The 25,894-nt window shown below is 72.0% G+C and carries 15 protein-coding genes, 2 tRNA genes and 1 pseudogene; 9 read left to right on the top strand and 9 right to left on the bottom strand.

Annotation, left to right across the window (positions count from 1 at the left end; all coding sequences use genetic code 11):
- Positions 1–21 precede the first annotated feature (21 nt).
- The 6 genes from WMF22_RS44385 to WMF22_RS44360 form a co-directional block, all read right to left on the bottom strand.
- Positions 22–2,088, bottom strand: coding sequence for an ATP-binding protein (locus tag WMF22_RS44385; RefSeq protein WP_437295942.1), 2,067 nt, complete (start codon positions 2,086–2,088; stop codon positions 22–24).
- 551 nt (positions 2,089–2,639) lie between these two features.
- Positions 2,640–3,455 carry a hypothetical protein gene (locus WMF22_RS44380; RefSeq protein WP_438033638.1) on the bottom strand — a complete coding sequence of 272 codons (816 nt, stop codon included), beginning with the start codon at positions 3,453–3,455 and terminating at the stop codon, positions 2,640–2,642.
- A 55-nt stretch (positions 3,456–3,510) separates the two neighbouring features.
- A complete protein-coding gene (locus WMF22_RS44375) occupies positions 3,511–5,874 on the bottom strand; it encodes an AAA family ATPase (RefSeq protein WP_438033637.1) in 2,364 nt (787 codons plus the stop codon).
- A gap of 131 nt (positions 5,875–6,005) precedes the next feature.
- Entirely contained in the window at positions 6,006–6,995 is a 990-nt protein-coding gene (locus WMF22_RS44370; RefSeq protein WP_438033636.1) for a universal stress protein, read from the bottom strand.
- Positions 6,989–10,024: a glycoside hydrolase family 65 protein gene (locus WMF22_RS44365; RefSeq protein ID WP_438033635.1), complete on the bottom strand. Its 3,036-nt coding sequence runs from the start codon at positions 10,022–10,024 to the stop codon at positions 6,989–6,991. The genes WMF22_RS44370 and WMF22_RS44365 overlap by 7 nt, the downstream gene beginning before the upstream one ends.
- Positions 10,025–10,111: 87 nt before the next feature.
- Complete coding sequence (locus WMF22_RS44360) at positions 10,112–10,525, bottom strand: response regulator (RefSeq protein ID WP_437295937.1); 414 nt, start codon at positions 10,523–10,525, stop codon at positions 10,112–10,114.
- Between the two features lie 345 nt (positions 10,526–10,870).
- Here WMF22_RS44360 and WMF22_RS44355 point away from each other — a divergent pair, with 345 nt between their 5' ends.
- Positions 10,871–11,533, top strand: coding sequence for a response regulator (locus tag WMF22_RS44355; protein WP_044970202.1), 663 nt, complete (start codon positions 10,871–10,873; stop codon positions 11,531–11,533).
- 49 nt (positions 11,534–11,582) lie between these two features.
- Here WMF22_RS44355 and WMF22_RS44350 read toward each other — a convergent pair whose 3' ends face one another.
- Entirely contained in the window at positions 11,583–12,209 is a 627-nt protein-coding gene (locus WMF22_RS44350; RefSeq protein ID WP_438033634.1) for a pentapeptide repeat-containing protein, read from the bottom strand.
- A gap of 53 nt (positions 12,210–12,262) precedes the next feature.
- Between WMF22_RS44350 and WMF22_RS44345 the strand changes: the two genes are divergently transcribed.
- Complete coding sequence (locus WMF22_RS44345) at positions 12,263–13,156, top strand: alpha/beta fold hydrolase (protein WP_438033633.1); 894 nt, start codon at positions 12,263–12,265, stop codon at positions 13,154–13,156.
- Positions 13,157–13,235: 79 nt separating this feature from the next.
- Positions 13,236–14,045, top strand: coding sequence for an exodeoxyribonuclease III (xth, locus tag WMF22_RS44340; RefSeq protein ID WP_438033632.1), 810 nt, complete (start codon positions 13,236–13,238; stop codon positions 14,043–14,045).
- Positions 14,046–14,058: 13 nt separating this feature from the next.
- On the opposite strand, the gene WMF22_RS44335 is transcribed toward xth, so the two are convergent.
- Complete coding sequence (locus WMF22_RS44335; RefSeq protein ID WP_438033631.1) at positions 14,059–15,186, bottom strand: penicillin-insensitive murein endopeptidase; 1,128 nt, start codon at positions 15,184–15,186, stop codon at positions 14,059–14,061.
- 369 nt (positions 15,187–15,555) lie between these two features.
- Here WMF22_RS44335 and WMF22_RS44330 point away from each other — a divergent pair.
- Both WMF22_RS44330 and WMF22_RS44325 read left to right on the top strand, forming a co-directional pair.
- Positions 15,556–15,629 (top strand) — tRNA-Arg (locus tag WMF22_RS44330).
- A 79-nt stretch (positions 15,630–15,708) separates the two neighbouring features.
- Positions 15,709–15,781: transfer RNA gene (locus WMF22_RS44325), tRNA-Lys, on the top strand.
- A 129-nt stretch (positions 15,782–15,910) separates the two neighbouring features.
- Here the strand turns inward: WMF22_RS44325 and WMF22_RS44320 are convergent.
- Positions 15,911–16,219, bottom strand: coding sequence for a hypothetical protein (locus WMF22_RS44320; protein WP_438033630.1), 309 nt, complete (start codon positions 16,217–16,219; stop codon positions 15,911–15,913).
- Between the two features lie 203 nt (positions 16,220–16,422).
- On the opposite strand from WMF22_RS44320, the gene WMF22_RS44315 reads away from it, so the two are divergent.
- From WMF22_RS44315 to WMF22_RS44300, 4 genes and pseudogenes are all read left to right on the top strand, one after another.
- Complete coding sequence (locus WMF22_RS44315) at positions 16,423–17,397, top strand: diiron oxygenase (RefSeq protein WP_437295931.1); 975 nt, start codon at positions 16,423–16,425, stop codon at positions 17,395–17,397.
- 40 nt (positions 17,398–17,437) lie between these two features.
- Positions 17,438–19,150: pseudogene (locus tag WMF22_RS44310) on the top strand (non-ribosomal peptide synthetase); the annotation flags it as partial.
- A gap of 226 nt (positions 19,151–19,376) precedes the next feature.
- The gene (locus WMF22_RS44305) at positions 19,377–23,720 is read left to right on the top strand and encodes a non-ribosomal peptide synthetase (protein WP_438037331.1); all 4,344 of its coding nucleotides are present in this window, start codon (positions 19,377–19,379) and stop codon (positions 23,718–23,720) included.
- A complete protein-coding gene (locus WMF22_RS44300) occupies positions 23,717–25,867 on the top strand; it encodes a phosphotransferase (RefSeq protein ID WP_437295929.1) in 2,151 nt (716 codons plus the stop codon). The genes WMF22_RS44305 and WMF22_RS44300 overlap by 4 nt, the downstream gene beginning before the upstream one ends.
- The last annotated feature ends 27 nt before the right edge of the window (positions 25,868–25,894 follow it).

The raw sequence follows: 25,894 nt of genomic DNA, 5'->3' as shown, positions 1-25,894 counted from the left end.
CGGCGCGCGGCGTGGAGGGCGTCAGGCAGGCTCCTTCGGCAGGTCGACGGTGAAGGTCGCCCCCTCGCCCGGCCGGCTGTCGACCTGGATCGTCGCCCCGAGCGCGTCGGCGATCTGCCGCACGATCCACAGCCCCATGCCGAAGCCGCTGTAGTTCTCGCTGGAGACGGCGCGCTCGAAGCGCTCGAAGATGCGGGCCTGCTGCTCCGGGGCGATGCCGATGCCGCGATCCCGCACCGTCAGGCGGGCGCGGTCCGCGAGGTCCTCCAGCGCGACGTCGATGGGCTTGCCTGCGCCGTATTTGACGGCGTTCGAGAGGAGGTTCGTGACGATCTGATCGAGCCGGAGGCGATCCCACCGGCCGACGATCGAGGCGGGGGCCGACAGGTTGACGGGGCAGCCGGCAGAGCAGAGCTCCTCGCGGAACCGCTCCAGCGCCTCGTTCACCGTGGCCGCGAGATCGACGTCCTCGAGCTCGATCTGCAGGCGGCCCGCGGAGATGCGCGAGATGTCGAGCAGGTTCGTGATGAGCCGGGCGAGCCGCTCGACCTGCCGCTTGATCATCTCGAGCCGCGGCGTGGCGCGCTCGGCGGTGAGGCCGCCGCGCTTGCCGGCGCGCAGGAGGCCGTCGACCTGCAGCTGCATGGGCGTGAGCGGCGTGCGGAGCTCGTGCGAGGCGATCGTGAGGAAATCGTCGCGCGCGCGCACCGCGAGCTGCGCCTCCCGGTAGAGCCGGGCGTTGTCGACGGCCAGCGCCGCGCGCCGCGCGAGATCCTGCGCGAGGTCGAGATCGACGGCGTCGTAGCGCCGGTGCGTCGAGGCGAACGAGAGCGTGCCCAGCGTGCGGCCGCGCGCCGTCAGCGGGACCGTGAGGTGCGAGGCGAGCGAGAGCGAGCGCAGCGCCTCGTAGTGCGCCTGATCGAACGAGATCGCGCGGACGAAGGAGTCGGTCACCTTGGGGATGAGCTCCGGCTGCGCCGTGCGCAGGACCCTGCCGATGCCCCGCCCGGCAGAGTCGGCCGTGATCCTGCCGAGCAGCTCGGTCGCCATCGCCATCGACGGATCCGCGTGCGCGGTCACCTGCCGATCGATCGCGCCGGACTCGTCCTGCAGCAGGAGCACGCAGATCGAAGCGAAGTCGGGGAGCGCGACGCGGACCACGCGCCGCAGCGTCTCCTCGAAATCGAGCGACTCGCCGAGGATCTGCCCGGCGGAGACGAGGATGCGCTGCGCCTCGTGGACGCGGCGGCGCTCCGTCACGTCGCGGGTGACCTTCGCGAAGCCGCGCAGCTGCCCGGCCTCGTCGAAGAGCACGCTGATCACCTCGTTCGCCCAGTAGCGGGTGCCGTCCTTGCGGACGCGGTACCCCTCCTGGATCGAACGGCCGGTCTCCACGGTGGAATCGAGCTCCGCGGCGGGCCTGCCGAGCTCGACGTCCTCCGGCGGGAAGAGGACCGAGCAGTGACAGCCGATGATCTCGTCGGCGCGGTAGCCGTTGATGCGCTCGGCGCCCGGGTTCCAGCTGGCGATGCGGCCGGCGGGGTCGAGCATGAAGATGGCGTAGTCCTGGACGCCCTCCACGATGAGCCGGAACCGCTCCTCGCTCTGCTTGAGGCGCCGGTCGGCGCGCGCCTCCGCCGCCTCCATCTCCCGGCGCAGGAGGAGCTCGCGCATCCTGCGGTTCTCGTCCTCGTAATGCTTCCTGCGCAGCTGGGCGCGCAGGCGCGCCTTCAGCACCGTGAGCTCGCCCGTCTTCGTCACGAAATCGTCGGCGCCGGCCGAGAGGGCGTCGAGGATCGCCTTGTGGTCATCGCGGCCGGTGAGCATCAACAGCGGGATCGGCCGCCACGAGGCGTTCGCCTTGATGCGGAGGCACGTGGCCGGGCCCGACAGACCCGGCATCACCATGTCGAGCAGAATGCCGTCGACGCGCGCCACCGTGAGCCGCGCGAGCGCCTCCTCCCCCGAGTGGGCGAGCACCGGAAAGTAGCCTTCGTCGCGCATCGCCGCCGCGACCTGGTTCAGGTACGTGGGGCTGTCGTCGACGATGAGGATGCGATGGGACGGCGTGTCCGCTGGGCGGTTCACGGGAGCCTCCGGGGCGGGCTCCTGTGAGCGAGGGGAGTCGCCAGGATGGGGCGCGCTGGGCTGGTTGAACCGGTGCAACACCCGCCGATCACCCCCCGTGGCGCCTCCACCCTCATTGGCCACCCATACAGGTTGGCATGCGTTCTCCCCCGGTCGACGCGAAAAGGCTACCTGGCCCGATGCACTTTGCGTACAGCATCCTTTTTCTACCAGCCGCCAGCCGCTCGCAACGTGGCTCCCCCCACCGTGAACCGGAATCCCCGGGGAAGCGCACACGATGCGCTCTGTGCGCTTCGAGCGCCCGGAGCCGGCAGAGAGGGGCTTCCCGCGCGACAAACCAGGGAAATGACGCTTGACACGCGGCGTGACGATCCGAGTTGCGCGTGACTCGAGCGACCCGAGATCCGCGCTTGGCGAGTCGCGGCCTCACGGCGGCGCGCTGGCGTTGAGGAGGGCGTGCGCGCGCGGCGAGGAGCGGAGCGCATCACCACGCCGGCTCGTCGGCGGAGCCAGGCCTGGGCGGCGCGGAAGATCGGAGACGCGCGGATCCGTCAGCCCTCGTCGATGAGCTCGATCATCGCGGCCCGGGCGGGCCCGCCCGCGGGGATCCAGCGGCAGAGCTCGTCGACGCCGACGTCATCGACCACCCGGCGGAGCTCCGCGCGCGCCGCGGCGGGCTCGCCGAGCGCGGTGAGCGCGTGCGCGCGGGTGATGCGGTAGCGCTGGCGCACCTCGGTCGGCTCTTCCCGCTCGCCATCGCGGAGGCCGATCAGGGAGAGCGCGCCCTCGACGTCGCCGGTGCGCACGAGCACCGCGGCGCGCGCTCCCCGCACGAGCGGCCGCACCGACGCCGGCGCGCGCTCCTCGTCCAGGTCCGGGAGGAGCCGCCGGGCGGACTCGATGTCGCCGGCGCAGAGCTGCCACTGGGCGAGGTTGCTCATGACGAGCATCCGAACCTGCGGAGGTATCCACTCGCGAGGCACGTCGCGCAGCGAGGCGGCCGCCTCCTTGTAGCTCCCCTCCCAGGCGAGCGACTGGCCGACGGCCTGGGCCGCAAAGGCGTAGACGCGCCGCGGATCGTCGAGCTCGGTCGGCGGCGTCAGGGCGCGCTCCGCGCGGCGCGCGGCCGGCTGCCCCGTCCGCGGGAGCCGAGGCGCCGCGGGCGCCTGGCGCGAGGATCGACCGGGCCTCCCGGCGAAGCGCCGCCGGACGGCGGCGCCGAGGAGGACCAGCAGCGCGATCGCGGCGGCGGCCGCGCAGGCGGCGCCGAGCGAGGGCGACGCATCACGCCACCGCGCGAGCGCGCCCCACGCCAGCAGCGGCGCCGCGGCGCCGGCCGCCGCGAGCAGGATGAGCCGCCGCGTCATCGGCGGGCTCCGGCGCCTATCGGCGCGGGTCTGGCTGTGCGCTTCGCTTTCATCTTCAGCGCTCCCTGAGCATTCTTCGAGGATCCGCGCTCGTCCCGCCCTTCAGCGTGTCGGCGATCGCCTGGTGGAAGCGCTCGAGCCGCTGGTCCGCCGCGTGGAACACGGTCCCCTCCGGGTACCTTCCGTCCGCGTCGGCGACGCCCGCGGCGACGCCGGTGATGATCTCGATGCCCTCCTCGACGGAGCTCACCTCGAACACGTGGAAGCGGCCGGCCTCGATCGACGTCACGACGTCGCCCCGCAGCATGAGCGCGTCGCGGTTCGCGCTCGGGATCAGCACGCCCTGCTCGCCCGTCAGGCCCTTGGCGGCGCACAGATCGAAGAAGGCCTCGATCTTCTCGTTGATGCCGCCCACGGGCTGGATGCTCCCCTGCTGATCGATGCTGCCCGTCACGGCGAGCTCCTGCCGGATCGGGACGCCGGACAGCGCGGACAGGAGCGCGTACAGCTCGCTCGACGAGGCGCTGTCGCCCTCGATGGGCTCGTAGGTCTGCTCGAAGACGAGCGAGGCGCCGAACGAGAGCGGGCGGTGCTGGGCGAACCGGGCCGCGAGGAAGCCCGTGAGGACCAGCACGCCCTTGCTGTGGAGCGGGCCGGACATCTCGACCTCGCGCGCGATGTTCACCGGGCCCTCGCGGCCCGGGTAGACGACCGCCGTCACGCGGCAGGGGCGGCCGAACGTCTGCGGGCCGTCGGACAGGACCGAGATGGCGTTGACCTGCCCGACGCGCCGGCCGGTCACGTCGATGCGGATCGTCCCGTCCGAGAGCAGCTCGTGCACGTGGTCGCGGAAATGGCTCCCGCGGCGCCGCGCCGCCTCGAGCGCCTCGTTGACCTCGGGGCCGTCGACCACCTTGCGGCCGCGGCGCTGGGCCCGGTAGCCGGCCTCTGTCGCGACCTCGGCGATGAGCCCGACCTGCGCGCTCACCTTGGTCTGGCTCTCCGCGAGGCGGCCGCCGTGGAAGAGGAGCGCGGTCACGCCGTCGGCCGTGATCGGCGGGAGGCCGCGATCGTGCGCGAAGCCGGCGAGGAACGCGGGGTACGTGAGCAGCGCCTGATCGAGCGAGATCGTCGTCTCGAAGCGCGCCTGCACCTTGAAGAGCTGCGAGAACTCCGGATCGGCGTCGTGCAGGTCCTGGTAGAGCTGCGGGTTCGTGACGAGGACGACCTTCACGTCGATGGGGATCGGCGGGAAGAGCAGCTCCTCCGCGGTGCCGCGGAAGTACGACGGGTTGTGCTCGGGCACGATGAACTTGCCCGCGAGGAGGCAGGCCTTGAGCTGCTCGTAGAGCGCCTCGTTCTTGAGGAGCGCGCCCGCGGGCAGGATGAGGAAGCCGCCGGCCGCCTCGTGGAGGGCGCCCGCGACGGCGAAGCCGGGCTCCGGCGGGAAGCCGGAGTCGGGCGGCGCGTGGGTGCGGCCGAACAGGGCGGTCAGCGTGGGGTAGGGGACGTCGACGACCGGGGCGCCCGAGTCGGGCGTGTGCTCCGTGAGGAGCGTCGGGACGACAACGCCGCGCGGGAGGGTGGCGCCGCCCTCCTCGCCGCGCGCCTCGTCGACGAGCAGGCGGAACTCCTTCGACACGACCGTCTCGACGTCCGCGAGGAAGGCGCTGATGTCATTGCGCCCCTCGAAGCGCGCGCGCACGGGCTGGAAGCAGGCCTTCACCCCGTCGCTGAGCAGCTGCTTCACGACGCCGCGCAGCTCGACGTCGGCCTCGTCCTGCACGGTGGCGAGCCGCATCTCGAACTCCTCGATGGAGCCGGCGATGGCGAGCAGGGCCTCGCCGTCCGGCGCGTTGGCGGCGTCCTCGATCGAGGTGATCTGCACCTCGTCCTCGCCGCGCACGAGGTCGAGGCCGAGCTCGCGCGCCGCGGCCTTGAGCTGCTCCTCGAGCCGCCGCTCCTCCGCGTTCACCCGGCGCTGGATCTTGCCGCGCGCCTGCTTGAAGCGCTCGCCCTCGGTCGCGCCGCGCAGGGCGTCGACGAGCTTCTCGTGCAGCTCCTCCATCGCCTCGACGAAGGGGCGCCCCTCGCCCGGCGGCAGCGACAGGACCGTCGGCTCGCTCGGGCGGTGCGGGTTCGGCAGGAGGAGGATGTCGTCGGGCGTGGGGCGGCTCGCCGCGATGCGCTTCGCGACGGCGCGCGCGCAGAACGTGCGGCCCGTGCCGGGCGCGCCGACGACGACGACGTGGAAGCGGGGCTGGCGGATGTCGAGGCCGAAGGCGAGCGCGGCGAGGGCGCGCTCCTGCGAGCCGATGCCCGCCGAGAGCGGCGCGACCTCCTCCGTCGTGGAGAAGCGGAAGCTCTGCGGCTCTACGATCTTGCGGCACTCGCTGGGGGGCAGCTTCCGGGAGACCATGGCGGCGCACCATAGCGCCTTTCGCCGGTCGTTGGCGTGGAGCCCGCCCGGCGGGGCGCCCGCGCGCCGATCGAGGGCCGCGGGAGCGCCCGGCCGCCGCCGGGGCGCGCCGCGCGTCACGTGGGGCCGCGCTAGCGCCGCAGGACGAGCACGGGGCACGGCGCCCGGGCGAGCACGTCGCGGATGACGCCGCCATGGTGATCGGCGAGCTGCCCGTGCCAGACCAGCACTACGAGGTCGCTCGCCAGCTGCCAGGCGAGGCGCGCGATCTCCGCCGCCGGCTCGCCCTTGCCGAGGAAGAACCGCGTGGAGACGCCGTGGGGGCAGTGCCCGATCGCGCTCAGGAACCGGTCCAGGAACTCCTCGGTGAACGCGGGCCACTCGTGCTGGGGCTGGTCGACGTAGAGGGGCGCCACCATCGCGCCCGGCTCGGAGGGCACGGGCGTCGACACGGGCGGCCCGTCGTCCGCGGCCTCCCGCGGCGAGGCGCAGCCGACCATCACGATGTCGAGCTCGGCGCCGAGCTTGCGGGCGACCTCCCCGACGGGCGTGATCGCGCTGGCCGTGCTGGGGTTGCCGTCGAGCGGCAGCAGGATGCGCTGGAGCCGCGGCGGGGAGGGCTCCTCGCGGAGGACGACGACGCCGAGCGCGGTGGACTCCAGCGCGCGCGCCGCGAGCTGGCCGACGCCGAAGCGCTCGTCGGTGGGATCGTCGGCGTGCGAGGCGACGATCACGAGCGCGGCCCCGTAGCTCGCCATCGCGGACGCGAGCGCGCCGGGCGGATCGTCGCTCGCCTCGACGTCCAGCACCATGCCCTGCAGCGCCTCCGGGGCGATCCCGAAGTGGGCCGGCACCTCGCTCGCGTCGATCGGCTCCGTGGAGAGGCACAGCCCGCGCAGCGGGGCCTCGAGCCCGTGGGCGATGAGCCGCCCGAGCGCGACGGCGCCGAGGTGGGCGCGGCGGCCGTGGAGCGCGACGACCACGCTCCTGCGCTGCAGGCCGCTCTGCGGCGGGCGCTCGTCGGCCCCCTCGAGCGCCTCGTGGGGCAGCTCGGCCGCGGGCGCCGCTCCGGGCGGCGCCCCGAGCCCGACCGGGGACCCGTCGCGTAAGGCGCTCAGCATGGCGTGACCTCCTCCCATGGGGTGGCGCGGCCGCCCAGCAGCCGCGTCGCATAGCGGCGGCCCGGCTCCGCCAGCACGGCGCAGGTGGGCGCGCCCGCGTCGAGCAGGCAGATCGGCAGCGGCGCGCTCCCCTCCAGCGCGACCTCGACCGCGCCGTCCTCCACGTGGATCTCGAGGGCGCGGCCTCGCCAGGCGATCGGGATCTTGAGGTGCCGCCAGCCCGGCAGGAGATGCGGCTCGATCCCGATAGCCTCGTCCTCGTCGGGGCACGGCGGCGCGTGGGGGAGCGCCTCCGAGAGCGCGCTCCGCGGCACGCGCGTGACGCCGGCCACGCCGAACGCGACGGCTTGCCAGAGGCCGCCCATGGCGGCGATGTGCACGCCCCCAGCGGCGTTGCCCATCGTGTTGCCGAGGTCGATGGCGGCGGTCTGCTCGAAGTAGCGCTCGGCGTGGGCGTGGAGATCGAGCCGAGCGGCGACGAGCGCGTGGGCGCTGGGGCTCAGCGAGCTGCCGTGGGCGGTGCGCGGCTCGTAGTAGAGGAAGTTGTCGCGCCGGGCGCCCGCGGGCACCGCGCTCCAGAGCATCGCGATGAGCTGCACGACGTCCGCTTGCTTCACCACCTGGCAGGCCTGCGTCCGCTCGCGCCCGAGCAGGACGTCGACCGGCGCGCTGCGCACGGCGTAGTCGGCGATGGAGAACGGCGCGAGGCCGAAGTAGCCCGCGAACTGCTCGATCAGGCCGGTCTGCGGGTCGATCCCGAGGAGCAGGCGGTCGGCGACGTCGCGCCAGCGATCGGGCTCGTCGGGCCGGAGGTCGAGCCGCGCGAGCACGTCCGCGCGCGCGGCGTTGCGCCGGACGAGCGCGGCGGCGACGCGGAGGTTGTGCCGCGCCATCCAGTTCGTGAAAGCGTTGTCGTCCACGGTCTCGTGGTACTCGTCCGGCCCGATCACCCGCCGGATGTGGGCGTGGCCATCCGGGCCGAGCTCGGCGCGGCTCGCCCAGAAGCGCGCCGTCTCGATCAGGATCTCGGCCCCCTCGCCGCGCAGGAAGTCGAGATCGCCGGTCGCGCGGACGTACGCGTGCACCGCGTACGCGACGTCGGCGCTGATGTGGTGCTCCTGCTCGCCGGAGAGCACCCGGACCACCTCGCCGAACGGCGTGACGACGAGCGGCGGCGTGGTCTCGTCGCCCGTGTCCGCCGACTCCCACGCGTAGAGCGCGCCCTCGTAGCCGAGCACCTTCGCCTTGCGGCGCGCGCCGGCGAGGGTGCGGTGCCTGTAGAGGAGCAGCGCGCGGGCGGCCTCGGGGTAGCAGTGCGTGTAGAACGGGACGAGGAACGTCTCGGTATCCCAGAAGACGTGGCCGCGGTACGCCTCCCCGCTGAGCCCGCGCGCGCCGATCGAGCAGCGCGGGTCGTCCGGGTTCGCGGCGCCGATGAGGTGGTACAGGGCGAACCGGAGCGCCCGCTCGATCCTGGGGGCGCCGTCGATCTCGACGTCGGCGTGGCGCCATCGCTCCGCCCACGCCCGCGTGTGCTCGCCGAGCACGTCGGCCATGGCGCGGCGCGACAGCTCGTCCTGGAGCGCCTGGCCCGCCTCGCGCGGCCCGGGCGTGTCGCGCGACGTGTGCAGCGTCGTCGTCCGGAAGAGGCGGCGCGGCTCGGCGACGCGGACGCCGACGTCGCACCGCTCGGCGATGGATCGCGCGCCCGTCGTGCGCTCGCAGCGCGCGCCCTCGAGGGCCTCGAGCGGGGGCGAGCTCTCCGCGGCCTGCTCCGGGAGCTCGCGCAGGTGCGAGGTCATCGCGGTCACGAGCCCGCCGTGCGTGTGCCCGACGAGCAGCAGGCTCTTCGTGCCTGCGTCCGCCGCGAAGCCGGCCCAGTGCGCCGCGCCGCTCGCGCTCTTCACGTCGCCGCTCAGGATCGCGTCGACGCGGATCGTCCCCGTGAAGTTGATGGGGGCGATGCTGAGCGCTTCCATGAGGACGTGGCGGTTCGCGAGCGACGCCGCGTGGAGCGTGTGCAGGTGGGTGAGGTGGCCTCCCTCGCCGCGCCGCAGGACCTCGCGCAGCAGCACGCCCCGCCGCATGTCGAGGGCGCGGCGGTGGTGCAGCACGCCGCTCGTCTCCGCGGAGAACGACTCGCCCTCGATGGCGACGCTCAGCCGGCCCCAGTCGGGGGCGATGACGAGCTCCGGCACGCGGCTCACGTCGGCCGAGGGCTCGAAGGCGCCGGCGATGAACGTCGCCGGCCGCGACACGCTCGATCCCTCCGGCAGCGACGCGCGCGAGCCGAGGTAGCCGTTGGCGATCGCGAGCAGCGACTCGATCTCGTGCTCGCGCGCGACGTCGAACCCTGGCTCCTCGATGAGCCACGCGGCGTCCCGGGGCGCCGCGAGTGAGCCGAGCTCGCCCTCGAGATCCCGCTGGAGCGCGAGGATCTCGTGGAGCCGCTGCGCGCCGGCCGTCGCGTGGACGGCGCCCGCGAGCTCCGGCGCGCCGCGGAGGCCGGGCGCCGCGGAGGCCGCCGCGCCGTCGCGTGATTCGCGTGGTTCCGGCGAGATCGCGAGCCGATCGTGCGGCTCGATGCGGAGCGGCGCGATCACCTGAGCGAGCAGCGCGGCGACGGCGGAGCGCCCGTCCGGCTCCGCGCGGGCGGCGAGCGCGACCGCGGCGCCGCGGCGATCGAAGCCGTGGAGCTCCGCGCCGTCCAGCGCGCCGAGGAAGAGCCGCCTGCGGTTCTCGGCGCGCACGCCGCGAGCGAGCCGCCGCGCGAGGTGGGGCACGGCCTCGTCGGTGAAGAGCGCCACGCGCACCCCCATCGCGAGCAGCGCGTCGAGCAGCGCCGCGGCGCCGTCGACCGCCTCCCCGAGGAGGCCCGCGTCGATCGCGATGAAGCGGAAGCGGTGGTGCAGCTCGGCCGGCAGCTTGATCGCGGACGCCGGCGCGTTCGCGATGGCGGGGCTGCCCGATCCGCCTCGCGCGAGGACGGCTGGCCCGGTGGCGCTCTCTTCTGCGAGCAGCGACGACATCCTCGGCTTCTCCTGGACCCACGGGACGCGAGGAGCGTGCCGCCGCGCCTGTGCGAGCCGGGATCGGCGGGTCGCGGCGCCGGTGCGCTAGCGTTGCACGGCGCCGGTCAGGCGCTCGAGCACGACGAGGAGCCGGTCGACGTCGAAGGGCTTCGCCAGCACGCCGGCCACGGCGCCGCGGATGTTGGGCTCGTTCACGCCGGAGAGCAGGAGGACGGGCACCTCGACGCCCGCGGCGGCGAGCGCGGCGAGGAACTCCTCGCCGGTCATCTCGGGCATCACGTAGTCGAGCAGGACCGCCCGCGGTCGCGCGCCGCGGGCGAGGCGCTCGAGCGCCTCCAGCGGTCGCGTGAAGCCCTGAACCCGGTAGCCCTCGTCGGAGAGCAGGTCGAGCAGCGACTCGACGAGCGCGGGGTCGTCATCGACGACGAAGATCTCCGCGGGCGCGCGCGGCGAGGGCGAGGTGGCGGCCGGGCCGGGAGCGGGGACCGGCGAGCTCATCGTATTCCCCTGGATCGCTGGCCATTCCGGCGCATGAGGCGCGCGAAGGATACCAGACGCTCGCCGCGACCGCATGCGCAGGCCGCTCCGGGCGCATCGTTGCACCTTCCGTCACGTCCACCGTTGCGCATTCCACGTCGCGCGGATCTCCGTCGAGCTCCGAAACTCGCTCAGGACGGAGTTTTCCTCACCAATTGGGCTTGCCGCCGCGCCGCTCCTTGCAGATCGTTGAGCACCTGATACCCCTGTAAGGTTCCTCCCAGGACGACCCGAGCAGCTTGACTTGAACTGCTCACGGGTATCGAATTGTGGTCTGAAGGACACTCCAATCCCCCTGTGGTCATCATGGCGGAAACCCCTGCTAGCAAGCTGCACATCTATCTGATCGACGATCACCCCGTCGTTCGCGAAGGCTTCGCTCGAGCGCTCTCGGACGAGCCCGACATGGTCGTCGTGGGCCAGGCCGGGACGGCGGCCGATGCGCTGCGCGAGACGGCGAGCTGCAAGCCGGACGTCGTGCTCGTCGATCTCAACATCCCCGACCGGGACGGCATCGAGCTCCTCGGGGCGCTGAGAGCGCAGCTGCCGCAGGCGAAGCTCCTCGTGTTGAGCGGCTATGACGACGAGTTCCGCGTCGCCGAGGCGCTCCGCGCGGGCGCGCAGGGGTATCTCGTGAAGACCTCGAAGCTCGAGGAGGTCATCGAGGGCATCCGCCGGATCGCGACCGGGGGAGCGCCGCTCTCCTCGAGCATCGCGGGGGCCGTGGTGCGCGCGATGCGCAAGCCGGCGAGCGAGGGCTCCGGTGGTCTCGACGCGCTGACGCCGCGCGAGCGCCAGGTCCTGCGGCTGCTCGCGGCCGGCGTGTCGACGCGCGAGACGGCCGCGCGGCTGACGATCAGCCCGAAGACGGTGGAGACCCACCGCGTGCGCATCTACGCGAAGCTCGGGTGCAAGAGCGCGGTCGAGCTGACCCGCATCGCGGTCCGCACCGGGCTCATCGAGGCGTAACCGCCCGCTGTCGCGCGGGGCGCTGCCCGCTCGCTCCGCGGGTGGGGCGCTACGGTTTCCGCTCCTTTTTCGGCTTCTTCGTCGGCGCTTCCTTCTCGGTGGCCTTCGGGGCCTGGCTCGCGTGTGATCGAGCCTTCGCCTCCTCGAGCAGGCGATCGATCCGCACGCCGTCGATGGTGAGCCCGTCGATCGCGCAGCCGACGATCTCGACCTCGCGGAGGTCCGACCCCTCGAAGCGAGCGCGGCGCAGGCTCGCGTCGGACCAGCGGGTCGCGGCGGCGTCGGCGTCATTGATGCGCGCGCCGGCGAGAGAGATGTCGTCGAGCGAAGCGCCGGCGAGGGTCGCGTTGTGCAGGCGCGCGTCCCGCAGATCGACATCGTCGAGCTCGGCCTTCGCGAGCGAGACGTTGTGCAGGCGCGCGTCGCGCAGGTCGACGTCGTCGAGCTTGGCCCCCGCGAGCGAGGCGTTGTGCAGGCGCGCGTCGCGCAGGTCGACGTCGTCGAGCTTGGCCCCCGCGAGCGAGACGTTGTGCAGGCGCGCGTCGCGCAGGTCGACGTCGTCGAAGCTGGCCCCGGCGAGCGCCGATCCGTGAAACCGCGCGGGCTTCGCCGGCTGGATGCCCTCGTCTTCCGTGGCGTCCGCGCTCGGCGGCGCGATGGGGGGCTTCTTGGCCATGGGTCCATGCTAGCGCTAGGCGCAGGCCGCGCGCTCGCGCGGTCCGGAGAGCCATGAACGCACACGACGGCTTCGTGCCCCACCACGCCCTCGTCTCCGCCCCCTCCGCGGCGCCTGCCCGCTGGATGCTCGTGCTGCACGGCATCTTCGGCTCGGGCGCCAACTGGCGCACCTTCGTCCGGCGCCTCGCCGAGGCGCAATCCGCCGGGGGCGCGCCTGGCGCCGCCGCCCGGCCGTGGGGGTTCATCCTTGTCGACCTGCGGGCCCACGGCATGTCGCAGAGCCCGCCTGCGCCCCACACCATCGCGGCGGCCGCGGACGATCTGCTCCGGCTGGGCGACCGCCTCGGCCTCGATATCCGCGGCGTGATGGGCCATTCGTTCGGCGGCAAGGTGGCGCTCGCCTACCTCGAGCGCCGGACGACGGGGATCGAGCGCGGCTTCATCCTCGACGCCGATCCGAGCGCGAGGCCCGCCGGCGAGAGCGGATCGGAGAGCCCCGGCGTGCTCGCGATGCTCCGCGCGATCCCGCAGCCGATCCCGTCGCGCGAGGCGTTCCTCGAGGCGGTGCGCGCCGCCGGGTTCAGCCGCGGCATCGCGGACTGGCTGGCGATGAACGTCCGCCGCGAGGGCGACGGCTTTCGCATCCGGCTCGACCTCGACATCCTGGACGCGCTGCTCACCGACTATTTCGCCCGCGATCTGTGGCACGTCCTGGAGGACCCGCCGGCGCCGGCCGGCCCGGGTGTGCCGGGCGTGGAGGAGCGGCACATCCATGTCGTGCTCGGCGGCCGCTCCGCGTCGATCTCGCCGGCCTCGCGCGACCGCTTCGAGGCGCTCGCGGCGCGCGCGCCCTGGCTCTCGGTCCACGTCCTGCCGCGCGCCGGCCACTGGCTCCATGTCGACGATCCGGAGGGCCTCTTCGACGTGATCCGGGCGGCCCTGTGATCGCGCGCCGTGGACCCGGCGCGTGCCCCTGGACCAGGCTTCCCGCCCGGCTCTTCATCCGCTATCGCCCGGAGGACCTATGCGCATCGCGTCCTGGAACGTGAACTCCATCCGCACGCGGCTCGAGCAGCTCACGAGCTGGCTGGTCCGCGCCGCGCCCGACGTCGTTTGCATGCAGGAGACGAAGGTCGAGGACGGCAGCTTCCCCGAGGCCGCGCTCTCCGAGGTGGGCTATCGCTCGGTCATCTTCGGCCAGAAGTCCTACAACGGGGTCGCGATCGCCACGCGCTTCGGCCTCTCGGTCGACGACGTGAAGAAGGGCCTCGACGGCGATGAGCAGGACGTCGCACGGCGGATGCTGGCGGCGACGATCGAGGGGATCCGGGTCATCAACGTCTACGTGCCCAACGGCCAGGCGGTGGGCACGCCGGCCTTCGCCTACAAGCTCGCGTGGCTGGAGCGCCTGCGGAGCGAGCTCGAGGCCCGCTACCGCCCGGATCAGCAGATCATGATCTGCGGTGATTTCAACGTAGCGCCCGAGGCGATCGACGTCGCCGAGCCGAAGAAGTGGGAGGGGCAGGTGCTCTTCCATCCGGACGAGCGGGCCGCGCTGGGCCGCCTGATGGAGTGGGGGCTCGTGGACGCGTTCCGCGCCTGCCACCCCGCCAAGGAGGCGTACAGCTGGTGGGATTACCGGATGGGCGCGTTCAGGCGCAACAAGGGCCTCCGCATCGATCTGGCGCTCTTGACGCGCCCGCTCGCCGCGCGGTGCACCGATGTGTCGATCGACACGCGCCCGCGCGAGCTCCAGCGCCCGTCCGATCACGCGCCGGTCGTCGTGGAGATCGCGGACGGCGACGCGCCGGCCGGGGTCGCGCCGGGGGTCTGAGCGCGGGCGGACGTCAGCGGGGCGCGGGCGCGGGCGCGGCGATTGAGCGACCGCCCGCGGCTGCAGCGCGCGCTCCGTCGGCCGCCGCCGGCGCCGCCGTGGAGGGCACGCCGTAGATGTCCGCCTCCGTCGCCGCGGGCGTCGCGGAGGCGCGCGGCTGCTTCGCTTCATCGGCGGCGCACGCGGGGCGGGCCAGCGACTCCTCGATGCAGGCGCCGCGCATCGACGGGGGGCACATCACGCGGATGTGGAAGTGGTCGTTGTGCAGGTAGGCGTCCCTCGGGCTCATCATCGCGGCAGCGGCCCGGGCCCGGAGGTCTGCCGGGACGCGCTTCTTCGCGGCGTGGGCGAGCAGCCGCGCCCGCAGCGCGTTGGTCACGAAGAGGTATTTGACGCCCGCTTGCCGATCCTCGAGCAGCGCCTGGACGAGCGCCCAGTTGCGCGCGTCGTCGAACCGCGCGCCGGGGAGGCCGATGGCGTTGCCCTCGTCGTCGAACGCCACGAACCGGTCCGTGCGGAGGTTCTTGCCCTTCGAGTTGATGACGTAGAAACCGACGTCGGCGTCGCGCCCCGTCTGGTGGGAGTTGTGCCCGTCGAGCGCGCCGCCCGTCCTGGCCGAGAGGTCGCCGACGAGCAGCGCGGAGTCGCCGTGCTTCTTGGCCACCTGGAAGGCGGCGCGCCGCAGGGTCTTCACGAGCACGGGCAGCCCCCATGTCCTGGCGCCCTCGCGCGTCTTGAGGTGCCTCGACGATCGGAGCCGCACGGCGCCGGTCAGCCGCCCGCGGTTGGGAGCGCCCTTCGACAGCGGCTTCCGCTCGTCGGCGTCGGCGCCTCGGCGCTCCGCGCGGGACGCGTCGTCGCGTCGCGCCGCGCGCTTCTTGCCGGCGCGTTCCTGGGCCTTCTCCTTGGATCGGGCGCCGCGCGCCGCCCGAGCTTCACCTTCGCCGTCGGCCGAGCTCCGCCGCGCGGCGCGGCGCTTGTTCTGCTGGCGCTTGCCCGGCTGCTGCTCGGCCGCGGCCGGCTGCGCGCCCGTCACGGGGGCGCCCTGGGCCGGCGCGGCGAGCGAGAGGGCGAGGAGGAGCGCGGCGATGGGGCCTCGCGACGCGAGGCAGCGCCGAGAGAGCGGGCGGAGCAGCGGCATGGCGGAGCGGACCCTACCTTGCGGCGCCGCGGACAGAGAACTTCTTTCACGGCCGGCCGGGCAAGGCGCAGCCGCGCCGCGAGCAGGAGACCAGGAGGCAGCCGCCCCGGGCCCGGCGCCGCCGCGTCGACCCAGGTGCGCCCCGGGAGGGCGTGCCGCTGGCAGGCCGTGGCCGCGCGGCAGGTGCTGGTGGACGACGGCGCGCCTCACGGGGGAGGAGCCTGGATGTGTCCCCGGCGCGCACGTCCGCCCGGGCTCTGCGGGGTGGGGCGGCCTAAAAATTGCGCATCATGTCGCTACAACGCCTTGACATATCGCCGCCGGTGCGGTTAGAAGCGTTCCGCGAGCCCCGCCGAGGGGCGCGCAGGAGCGCCCGTAGCTCAGCTGGATAGAGCGTCGGACTTCGAATCCGAAAGTCGCCTGTTCGAATCAGGCCGGGCGTGCCGGGCTCAACGGGCGACGCAAGCGTTCCGGCGAGATCCCGGGAGCCGCTCCAGGTTCAGTCGGTTTGACAATTCACTCGGGCCATTAGCTCAATTGGTAGAGCAGTGGACTCTTAATCCATTGGCTGAAGGTTCAAGTCCTTCATGGCCCACCCGAGATGATTGAGGAAGCCAGCCCGAGAGGCTGGCTGGTACGGCTGGTACAATCGAAGGAGCCGCACCGGATAGATGCTCGAAAGCCCGACGACCCAGGGGGTGTCGGGCTTTCGGTCTTCTGAGCTTCACGGTGACGAAGGTCGCGTCGCCCGCAGGTCGCGTGCGCGGAGCGGGATGCGTGCGCCGCTCGCCTCGAACGACTGCGGCCGGTGAACGCCCGCCTCCTCTTCCGTTTCCGCTTCCGCGAGGGTGACGCCCGCCGGCCCCTCGAAGTCCGACATCGCGTGGTTCCCGATGATCGGGCAGACGCACATCCTGAGCCGCGCTTCGCCGGCGCCGGCGTCGGCGTTCGCGGTGCGCTTCAGCCTGACGTGGTCGGGTGGCCGTTCGCCATGCTTGCCGCTCGCCCAGAGCCCCCCGAGCTGCTCGAACATGACGCGTGCTGCGTCGCGCCCTGACTGCGGCTCGTCGGAGCTCGGCGCCGACGAGCCTTGCACACGCAAGAGCCGTAAGACCGCAGATCCACGCTTGAGCGCCTGGAACACACGTGGTACAAACCCTTGTTTGCAACTTGTCGCGTTGCGAGGGGGGATGCGGGGGCGCGGAAGCGCGACGGAGCCAGGACCGGGGAGGGTGTATGGACCGCGAAATATTGGCTGCGAGCGCTCATTCGGTCATCGCGAGGTTCCTGACCCAGCATGGCGAGCGGTGGGCGAAGGACGCAGCGGTCAAAGGCGCAGAGCCGCCGCTGCAATCGCTCCTGGAGCCTGAAAAGCCCGACTTCGTCGAGCACCTGCTCCCTTTCCGCGAGCATCCCGCCTATCAAGACCTCGACGACGAGACCAAGCGTCGCATCCTCACGTGCGGCTGGCTCATTTACAACGAGCGCATCGTCCGCGTCGAGACCGACATCGTGAGCGTCGCCTGCAACGACGCCATCGCGGGTCGCCTGCCCGGCGCTCGCACGGGCGCAGCTCGCGAGTCCATGGCCCAGGCCCTCGTCGACGAGGCGTACCACACGCTGCTCGTCGTGCGGGCCTGCCGCGTGACGAGAGAGCAACGTGGCCTCGGCGACCTCGAGATCCCGCTGGTGAGCGTCGTCCGCCGAATGCACGAGTATCAGGCGGCGTGCGACGAGCCCTGGAAACGCGATCTCGTCCAGCTCATGAGCGGAGTCGCGGTGGAGATGTCGATCAGCAGGTATCTCTCGTTGCTCTCCAACGCCACGGACATCCAGGCATTCAACCGCGTCGTGACGGCCCTGCATCGCCAGGACGAGTCAGGGCACGTGGCCCTCTTCGCGGAGCTCGCCCGCGAGGTGTTCACGGCGCTGGACTCGAGGAAGAGGGACTACGTGCGCGAGGTCCTGCCGATGCCGTGGCTCTGGTTCGCGGAGGGTGAGCTGGATATCTGGCGATCGGTCCTGCGCCAGATCGGCTTTGCTCGCGGAGAGGCGATGATGAACGATTGCGTCGCCGAGAAGTCGATGAAGGCAGGGCCGCGCGCGCTCGCCGACGCGCAGCGCTTCGCGGACTCGCTCGGCATCGACGGCGTGGCGTGGGATCGCGCCGCCGTGATGGCGGAGCGCGCCTCGCGGGGCGACGGTCAATGAGCGCGGCGCCGCGGCCCTCGTCGACGGCGGAAGGACGAGGATGAAGGATCCGCGCGAGGTCGGACCGAGCCCGCGGATCGAGCTCGATGCGCGGCCGCAAGAGGACGTCGTCGATCTCTTCTCCATCCAGGCGCGTCGCAGCGGCGATCGTATCGCCATCTCGACCGGCGATCGGCACATCACGTATCGCGAGCTCGAGGAGCGCGCCGAAGCCACGCGGCGACGGCTGGAGTCGTTCGGGTTGCCGGACGAAGCGCCCGTGGCCGTGCTCGCCGAACGATCGCCGGAGGGGCTGATCGGGACGCTGGCGGTCCTCGCGTCCGGATACGCCTATGTTCCCATCGACCCTGCTTATCCAGCGGATCGCGTCCAGTACATGCTCTCCGACAGCGGAGCCTCGATCGTCTGCGCCGCGGCGAGCAGCCGATCGCGCGCCCCCCGGGGCGTCGAGATCGTCGAGATCGCCGGTGGTGACACGCCATCGGGCCCGCTGCTGCGTCGCCCGCTGCATCGATCGAACGCGCCCGCTGCGCCGCGCTCGCTCGCGTACATCATCTACACCTCCGGCTCGACGGGGCGCCCCAAGGGGGTGATGGTGGAGCACGGAGGGCTGCTGAATCTGGTCCTCGATCACGTGAAGGCCTTCGACGTCACACAGGACGACAGGCTCCTCCTGGTCACCTCGCTCTCTTTCGACGCGTCCATGTTTCAGCTCTTCACGGCGTGGGCCACCGGCGCCTGCGTGCTCGTACCTCCGGACGAGCTCATCGCCGATCCAGAGGCGATGACGCGCTGGATCAACGCCCAAAGGGCGACGCTGCTATCGATGCCACCTGCATACCTGAACACGCTCGGCAGGAGGCCCATGCCTACGTTGCGTCTCGTCAACACCGGAGGAGACGCGGCGATCGTCGAGGACGCGCTCCACTACGCGCGCGTCTGTCGATACTTCAGCACGTATGGGCCGACCGAGGCGACGATCTGCACGTCATACTACGAGGTCCGCGACGGTGAGCAGCTCCCCGAAGGCGTCCCGCTGGGACGACCCGTCCAGAACGCCTCGATGCTCATCGTCGATCCGGATGGCAGCGTCTGTCCGCCCGGGCGCGTCGGCGAGATCTGGATCGCCGGCGCCGGCGTCGGGAGGGGTTACCTGAACCGCCCCGATCTGACGGAGGCGCGGTTCGTGCCTCATCCGACGCTCGCTGGCCAGCGCGCCTATCGCACGGGCGACCTGGGATATCGCCGCCCTGATGGCGTGTTCGTCTTCAAGGGGCGCGTCGATCGACAGGTGAAGGTGCGGGGCTTCCGTGTGGAGCCCGAAGAGATCGAGCACGTGCTCCAATCGTTCGACGGTGTGTCGCGCGCGGTGGTGGTGCCGGTTGGCGACGACGCGCGCTCGCGCCGGCTCATCGCGTGCGTGCTCGGCGGCGCCAGCCTCGATCCTTCGGCGCTCCGGCGCGCGCTCGCGCGCGAGCTGCCCGCGCACATGATCCCGAGCCGCATCATCGTCGTCGACGAGCTGCCGCGGACGCCCAACGGCAAGATCGATCTGGAGCGCATCCAGGCGCTGGACGCGCAGCGCGCGGCGCGCGTGGAGCGGCCTGCGACGCCCGTCGAGGCGGCGCTGCTCGCGCTGGTCGAAGAGGTCCTGGGCGCCCCCGCCGACCTCAAGGGCGATTTCATCAGCGCCGGCGGCGACAGCCTCACGGCCGGTCGTCTCATCGTGGAGCTGCGCGCGCGCCTCGGCCGAGAAATCCCGGTGAGGGCGCTCCTCGGCGGCGCCACGCTGCGCGACGTCGCGGGGGCGCTCTCGCAGAGCGCCTCGACGGACGTCGAGGTCCCGCAGGTCCCGCCGGTGCCGTGGTACCCCGCGTCGAACGCGGAGCGACGCTTGTGGCTGCTCGACCGGGCCGCGGGCGGGCTCTCGGCGTACAACATCTGTCACGTGGCTCGACGGCGAGCTCGACGAGCTCGCGCTGCGGCGCGCCCTGGAGAGCGTCGTCGCGCGCCACGATGCGCTGCGCACGCGGTTCGCGCTGCGCGGCACGGAGCTCTCGCAGATCGTCGATCCCGAGCCGCGCGTCGACTGGTGCTGCGAAGACGGGGCGGGAGAGATCGAAGGAGAGGCGTTCGCCGCGCGCGCCTCGAGGCATGTGTTCGATCTGTCCGCCGGCCCTCTGGTGCGCGCGTCGCTGCTGCGCGCAGGGCCGAGGCGCCGCCTGTTCGTGCTCAACATCCACCATATCGTGTGTGATGGGTGGTCGATGGGCGTCATCGCGCGCGAGCTGCAGGACGATTATCACGCGCTCCGGAATGGAACGACGCCCTCGCTCACGCCGGCGTCGCTCCAGCTCAAAGACTTCACCGCATGGTGCCGGCGTCGCGTCGACGGCCCGGAGGGGCGCGCCGCGGCCGAGTACTGGCGATCCCAGCTCGGCGCTGGCGGCGGCCCGCGCGCGCTGGAGCTCGCCACCGATCGCCCGCGCCCGCCCCAGCTCTCGTACGCCGGGCGCGTCACCACGAGGCGCACCTCGCCCGAACAGGCGCGGCGCCTCATGCAGCTCGCCCAGCGCTGCGGCACGACGCTCTTCACCGTGCTCACCGCGCTCGTGAAGGTGCTCTTGTTCCGTGAGACGCGGCAGAGCGACATCGCCGTGGGAGCGCCGCTGGCGGTGCGCGACCACGCGGCGCTCCGCGAGCAGATCGGCTTCTATGTAAACACTGTCGTCCTGCGATCGTACGTCGACGGCGCGAAGGGCTTCGTCGAGCTCGTCGAGCAGCTCCGCGCGGCGTGCATCGACGCGCAAGCGCACGCCATCTTCCCCTTCGACCGCGTCGTCGACGAGCTGCGACCGCCGCGCGATCCGTCGCGTGCCCCCTTCTTCGACGTGATGGTCGCCCTGCAGCGCGAGGACGACCGGACGCTCGCGCTCGACGGCATCTCCTGCGCACGCATCGACGTCCCGACTGGCACGAGCAAGTTCGATCTCAGCTTCGACTTCGTGCAGTCCGACGACGGCTTGCTCATCGAGGTCGAATTCGCGACGGATCTGTTCGATGTCGATCGCGTCGAGCGCCTCACCGCCCGTCTTCTCCGGCTGATGGACGAGGTTCACCGCGATCCGACGGCCCCGCTGAGCAGCTTGCCGCTCCTCCCGCCGGCGGAGCTCGCCACGATTCGCGCGCTCTCCCGGGGACCCGTGCTGCCGAGCGACGGGCCGGGCGATCTCCTCGCGCGTTTTCGAGCGGTCCTATCGACGGATCCGCTTCGAACGGCCATCGTCTGCGGGGACCAGCGCCTCGGGTATGCGGAGCTGGCTGGCTGGTCGTGTCGTATCGCGCGGTGCATCGAGGCGCGGCGGGGCGCGCCGATCGACGCGGGCGGCCCCGTCGCGGTGATGCTTGAACGCTCTGCGGCCTTCTTCGCCGTCGTGCTCGGCGTCCTGAGCATCGGCCGCGCCTACGTCCCCATCGATCCCGGGCTGCCGCCCGAGCGCGTGCGCCTCTCGCTCGACGAGTGTGCGGCCGCGGTGATCGTCACGCGCGCCGCGCTCGCCGCGGAGATCGGGATCGACACGATCACGATCCTGGACCCCTTCGCGCTGCCGGCGGCGGAGGGCGAGGTCGCCCTCGCCGCCCTCCGCGAGCCGGGGGCCGATGCGCTCGCCTATGCGATAACCACCTCAGGCTCGACGGGGCAGCCGAAGGCGGTCGGCGTCACGCGTGGAAACCTCTGGAACGCGATCGAGATGTGGCGCCACGATTATCGCCTCGATCGGCCGGTGGTCCTGCAGCTAGCGAGCTTCTGCTTCGACGTCTCCGTGGGGGACCTGGGGCGCTCGCTCCTCGCGGGCGGTACGTTGATCGTCGCCACCGACGACGAGCGGGTGAGCCCGGCCGCGCTCGTCCGGCTGATCGAGAGATACTCCGTCGATTTCGTCGAGATGACGCCCCTGATCGCCAACGCGCTCCGGCGTCACCTGGAGAGCGTCGACCAGCGATTGCCGTTCCTCCGCCTGCTCGTCGTGGGATCCGATACGTGGCGATTCAGCGATCATCACGCGCTTCGAGCCCGGATCCACGCGGACACCCGGCTCATCAACAGCTACGGCACGACGGAGACGACCATCGACAGCGCGTATTACGAGCCCGACGCGGAGTCGCGTCTCGATGAGACGGTGACAAACGGCCCTGTTCCCATCGGGCGACCGATGGCGAACGTGGAGATCCTGATACTGGACGCAGACCGGCAGCTCGTCGGCGTGGGCACGCCGGGCGAGATCCATATCGCCGGTCCGTCGGTGGCAGCGGGGTACCTCGGCCGTCCGGAGCTCACCGCCGAGCGTTTCGCGTCGAACCCTCTCCGCGCCGGCGACCGGATGTACCGAACGGGCGATCGTGGGGCATGGCGCGCCGATGGCAACATCGTCCTCCTCGGCCGCGCCGATCGGCAGACGAAGATTCGAGGTTACCGGGTCGAGCTCGAAGAGATCGAGCGGGTGATCGCGCTGCACCGGGGCGTGAGCGCGGCGGTGGTGCTCGTGATCGGGAGCGGCGCCGATGCCGAGCTCTCGGCCTTCGTGGTCGGACCGACCGCCGCCGAACTCCCGGACATCGAGGCATCGGCGCGGGCTCGCCTGCCCCATTTCATGGTCCCGGGTCGCTGGGTGGTGCTCGATGCGCTCCCGGCGAACGCGAGCGGCAAGGTGGATCGCAATGTGCTCGCGGCGATGGTCCGGGTCGAGCGTCGCCGCGAGGCGGCGGCCGCCCCGCGCACGCTCCTCGAGCAGGTCTTGCTGGACGCGTGGACGGTCGTGCTCGACGCGACGACGGAGATAGGCATCTTCGACTCCTTCTTCAGCGTGGGAGGCAACTCGATCCAGGTGATCCAGCTCGTGCTCCAGCTTCGCGAGCGCGGCGTGCGGGTGAGCGCCGCGCAGATCTTCCGCCATCCGACGATCGCCAGCTGCGCGGCCCACCTCGAGGGAGGCCGGAGCGACGAGCAGCGCCTCGACCCGCTGGCCGTGGAGGTGGACGAGGGGGCGCGCCGGCTCCTCGCGCGCGATGGGGATCTCGACTTCTACCCCGCCGTGGCGATGCAATCGCTGATGCTCGACGCAGGTCGCGCCCACGCCTCGGAAGACGCTGTTTATCACGGCTTCACCGTCTGGGAGCTCGAAGACCCCGAGCTCGACGTGGGCGCGCTGCGCGCCGCGATCCGGCGGCAGCTCGCGCGGCAGACCGCGCTCCGTGTGGCGTTCGCGCGAGGTCCCGACGGGCGCTGGCATCAGCGCGTGCGACCGGTCGACGCGGTCGTCATCGAGCAGCACGATCTGTCGCACCTCGCGGGCGATGCGCAAGATCACGCGGTCGAGGAGATCACGCGGCGTACGATGGCGCGGGCCTTCGATTTCGATGCCGGCGAGCCCGCGTGCCGCGTGATGCTCCTCCGCAGGCGCGGCGACGCGTGCGCGCTCGTCATGGTCACCCACCACGCCGTCGATGACGGCTGGGGGGCCGTGGCGTTCGAGAACGCGGTGTGGTCGGACTACGCGGATCTACGCGCGGGCAAGCAGCTCCCTGATCCCGCGCCGCTCTCGGCGGCGCGGCAGCTCGTCGCGCTGGAGGCCGAGCGCCTGCGCGACGGCGCCGCGCGTGCTTACTGGTCGGAGGTCGCCAGGCGGCTGCCGCCGCGGCCGTACCCTGCGCCCGCGCCTGCCGCCGAGCCTGGACCGCGCTTCTCGGAGCTCTCGCGCGTGCTGCCTGCGGGCTCGTTCGTCGTCGATGCGAGCGCCTCGGTCAAGGCGATCTGCTTGAGCGCTGTTTTGCGGGCGCTCGCCGAGGACGCGAAGACCGACGTCGGCAGCGCGTGGGTCGTCACCAACGGCCGCTCGGAGCGCCTCGACGCCGCGCTCGAGGCCGCTGGGCTCTTCTGGACGCTCGTGCCCGTCGTGGCGCCGATCGGCGATCGCGCCGCCACCGCGGCCGCCGTCGACCAAGAGCTCCGCGAGGGCGAGCGCCGCGGGGCCTGGCTCTATCCGGATCTGTTCGCCGACGGCGGGGCCCGTGGTTTCCCTGTCTGCTTCAACTTCACGCACTTTCACCACGAGCGACAGCCGCCCGGCACGCTCCGCGTCCGGTCGCGCCGCGCGCGCAACGTGTGGCATTTCGCGCTGACGCTGACGGCGTCGGTCGATGCCCGATCCCGCGACGTGACGCTCCATGCGGCCTACGACGCGTGGGTGCTGTCGCGCCCGAAGGTCGCTGCGCTGCTGGAGCGGGTGGGGTGTAATCTGTCGATTTCGGGAGGTATCGTATGACGACCGTCGTGAGGTCGCTGCTTTCAGCCGACGAGGTGGCGCGCCGCGTTCAGGAGGAATACCCGCTCGAAGGCGCTCTTCGCGCGCGGCTCATGGCCGTCGGCGATAACGATACCTATCTCGTGGAGACGCCGAGCTCGCGCTATGTGTGTCGCCTGTACGTCACTCGCCCCGAGCGGGCGCGCAGCGCGCACCTGTTCGAGCTGAGCTGGGTCCGGCACCTCGCGGAGCGGGGCGTGCTCGTGTCCGCGCCGCTGACGTGCCGGGACGGCAGCTTGCTGGGGACCGTCGACGCGCCCGAGGGACCGCGCGATCTCGCGCTCTTCACGTGGGCGGACGGCGCCGAGGCCGACTGGTCGCGGGGCGATCGCCTCGCGCGATATGGGCAGTGCATCGGCGAGATGCACCTGGCCACGCGGGGGTTCGAGACCGACCACGCACGCCCCGCGCTGGGGGTCGAGCTCCTCGTCACGAGGCCGATGGAGCGGATCGACGCGCACCTGCGCTCGCTCGGGCTCTCGCATGAGCTCGCGTGGATCGAGCAGCTGGCGAAGCGCGTCCAGCGTCGGCTGGAATCGTTGCCGCAAGATCATGCCTACGGCGTCATCCACGGCGACTGCAATGGTGAGAATCACCACGTCCTCGACGACGGCCGGGCCGTGTTCTTCGACATGGACCTCTGCGGTCCCGGGTGGTTCGCCTACGACCTCGCCGTGTATCTCTGGATCCTGCGGCGGAAGGGCGTCCCGCCGGCGGAGGCGATGGCGCGAGGCAGCGACCTGATCGCCGGCTACCGTCGCGCGCGAGAGCTCGAAGCCTGGGAGCTCGAAGCGCTGGACGATCTCGTCCTCGCGCGGCACCTGTGGGTGATGGGCGAGCACGTCGCCGATATTCCGTGCCTGGGGGCGCTCCGCGTCGGTCCCGACTACTGGCGGGCCGGGGTCGAGATGCTCGGCGGCTGGCTCCGAGAGCCCCTCGCACCGGCGATCATCGCGTCGTCGAGGGAGAAGCGCGCATGGACGAGCGCCGGCGAGCGCGTGGTGGACGCGCGCGCGTCGCGCGCCGACGACGCCGCGCGCGCGTTCCGGTCCGAGGGCTACGTGATCCTCGACGACGTCTTCTCGACCGCCTTCGTCGACGAGCTGCGGCATGATTTCGCCGCGCTGCTGGAGGCCAAGGTCGCGCGCTACGGGCTCGTCCCTGCGGGGCGCGGGGAGCACGTCGAGCGGAACGACGGCGTGCTGAACCATTTCCGACCGGAAGGCGGGAATCACGACATCAACCGCTGGAATATGCACCTTCCGTCCCGGCGCCCCTTCCTGAACCCGGAGCTGATCGACAATGCACAGATCACCGGCGTCATCGACGCGCTGATGGGGCCCGACTGGGTGTATTACTTGATGGCGTCGGACACACCTTATCCCGACTCGGGATATCAGACGGCTCACCAGGATTTCACGCGATTCAGCGTCGCGATCAACATTCCGCTCGTCGACGTCACGGCGGACAACGGCCCGATGGAGGTCTGGCCCGGCACGCACCGCCTCGCGCGCGACGGCGGCCTGGCTCCGTTCTCCACCGACCCGCTCGCCCTCGGGGCGCAGGCGTTGCAGAGCGTGGTGCGCGAGAACGTCCCTCGCAGGCTGCTGATGCAGCGTGGCTCGGTGCTGATCCGTGATCACCGGCTGGTGCACCGCGGCACGCCGAACCTGACCCGCACCCCGCGTCACACGCTCTCGCTGTATTGTGTCGCGCCCACGGCCGTGCCGTTCCGGTTGCTCGCAGATCTGGGCGCCGTGGCAGCGTTGAAGGTGAGGCGCCTCGGCCGAGGGCACGGCGCGGCGGTCGAGCACCGCCGCCTGTTCGAGCTGGGATCGGTGCTGGGGCGCACGGTCGAAGAGTGCAGCATGAGCGATCGTGACTACCGGCGCCCCATCCCTGAGCAGCTATGGAGCCAGCTCAGCCCAGCCGCCCAGCGTCGCCTCCGTTTCGCGCGCGTCAGCGGGAGGAGCGGGCTGCTCGGCGCGGGCAGCCTCGCGGGATCTCGCCATCTGCTCGTCCACTGGGCGGAGGTCGTCACCGACGCGGCGATGCGCAAAGCCGATCTCCCCCGCGTGCCCGATTACTACCATGAGCACCGCACGTGAGCATGGCTTGTGTCCTCCTGAGCGCCT

Source organism: Sorangium sp. So ce204 (assembly GCF_051526795.1).
Taxonomy (GTDB): Bacteria; Myxococcota_A; Polyangia; order Polyangiales; family Polyangiaceae; genus Sorangium; species Sorangium cellulosum_B.
Note: the sequence above shows the minus strand (reverse complement) of the source record. Positions and strands in the feature narration are given on the sequence as shown.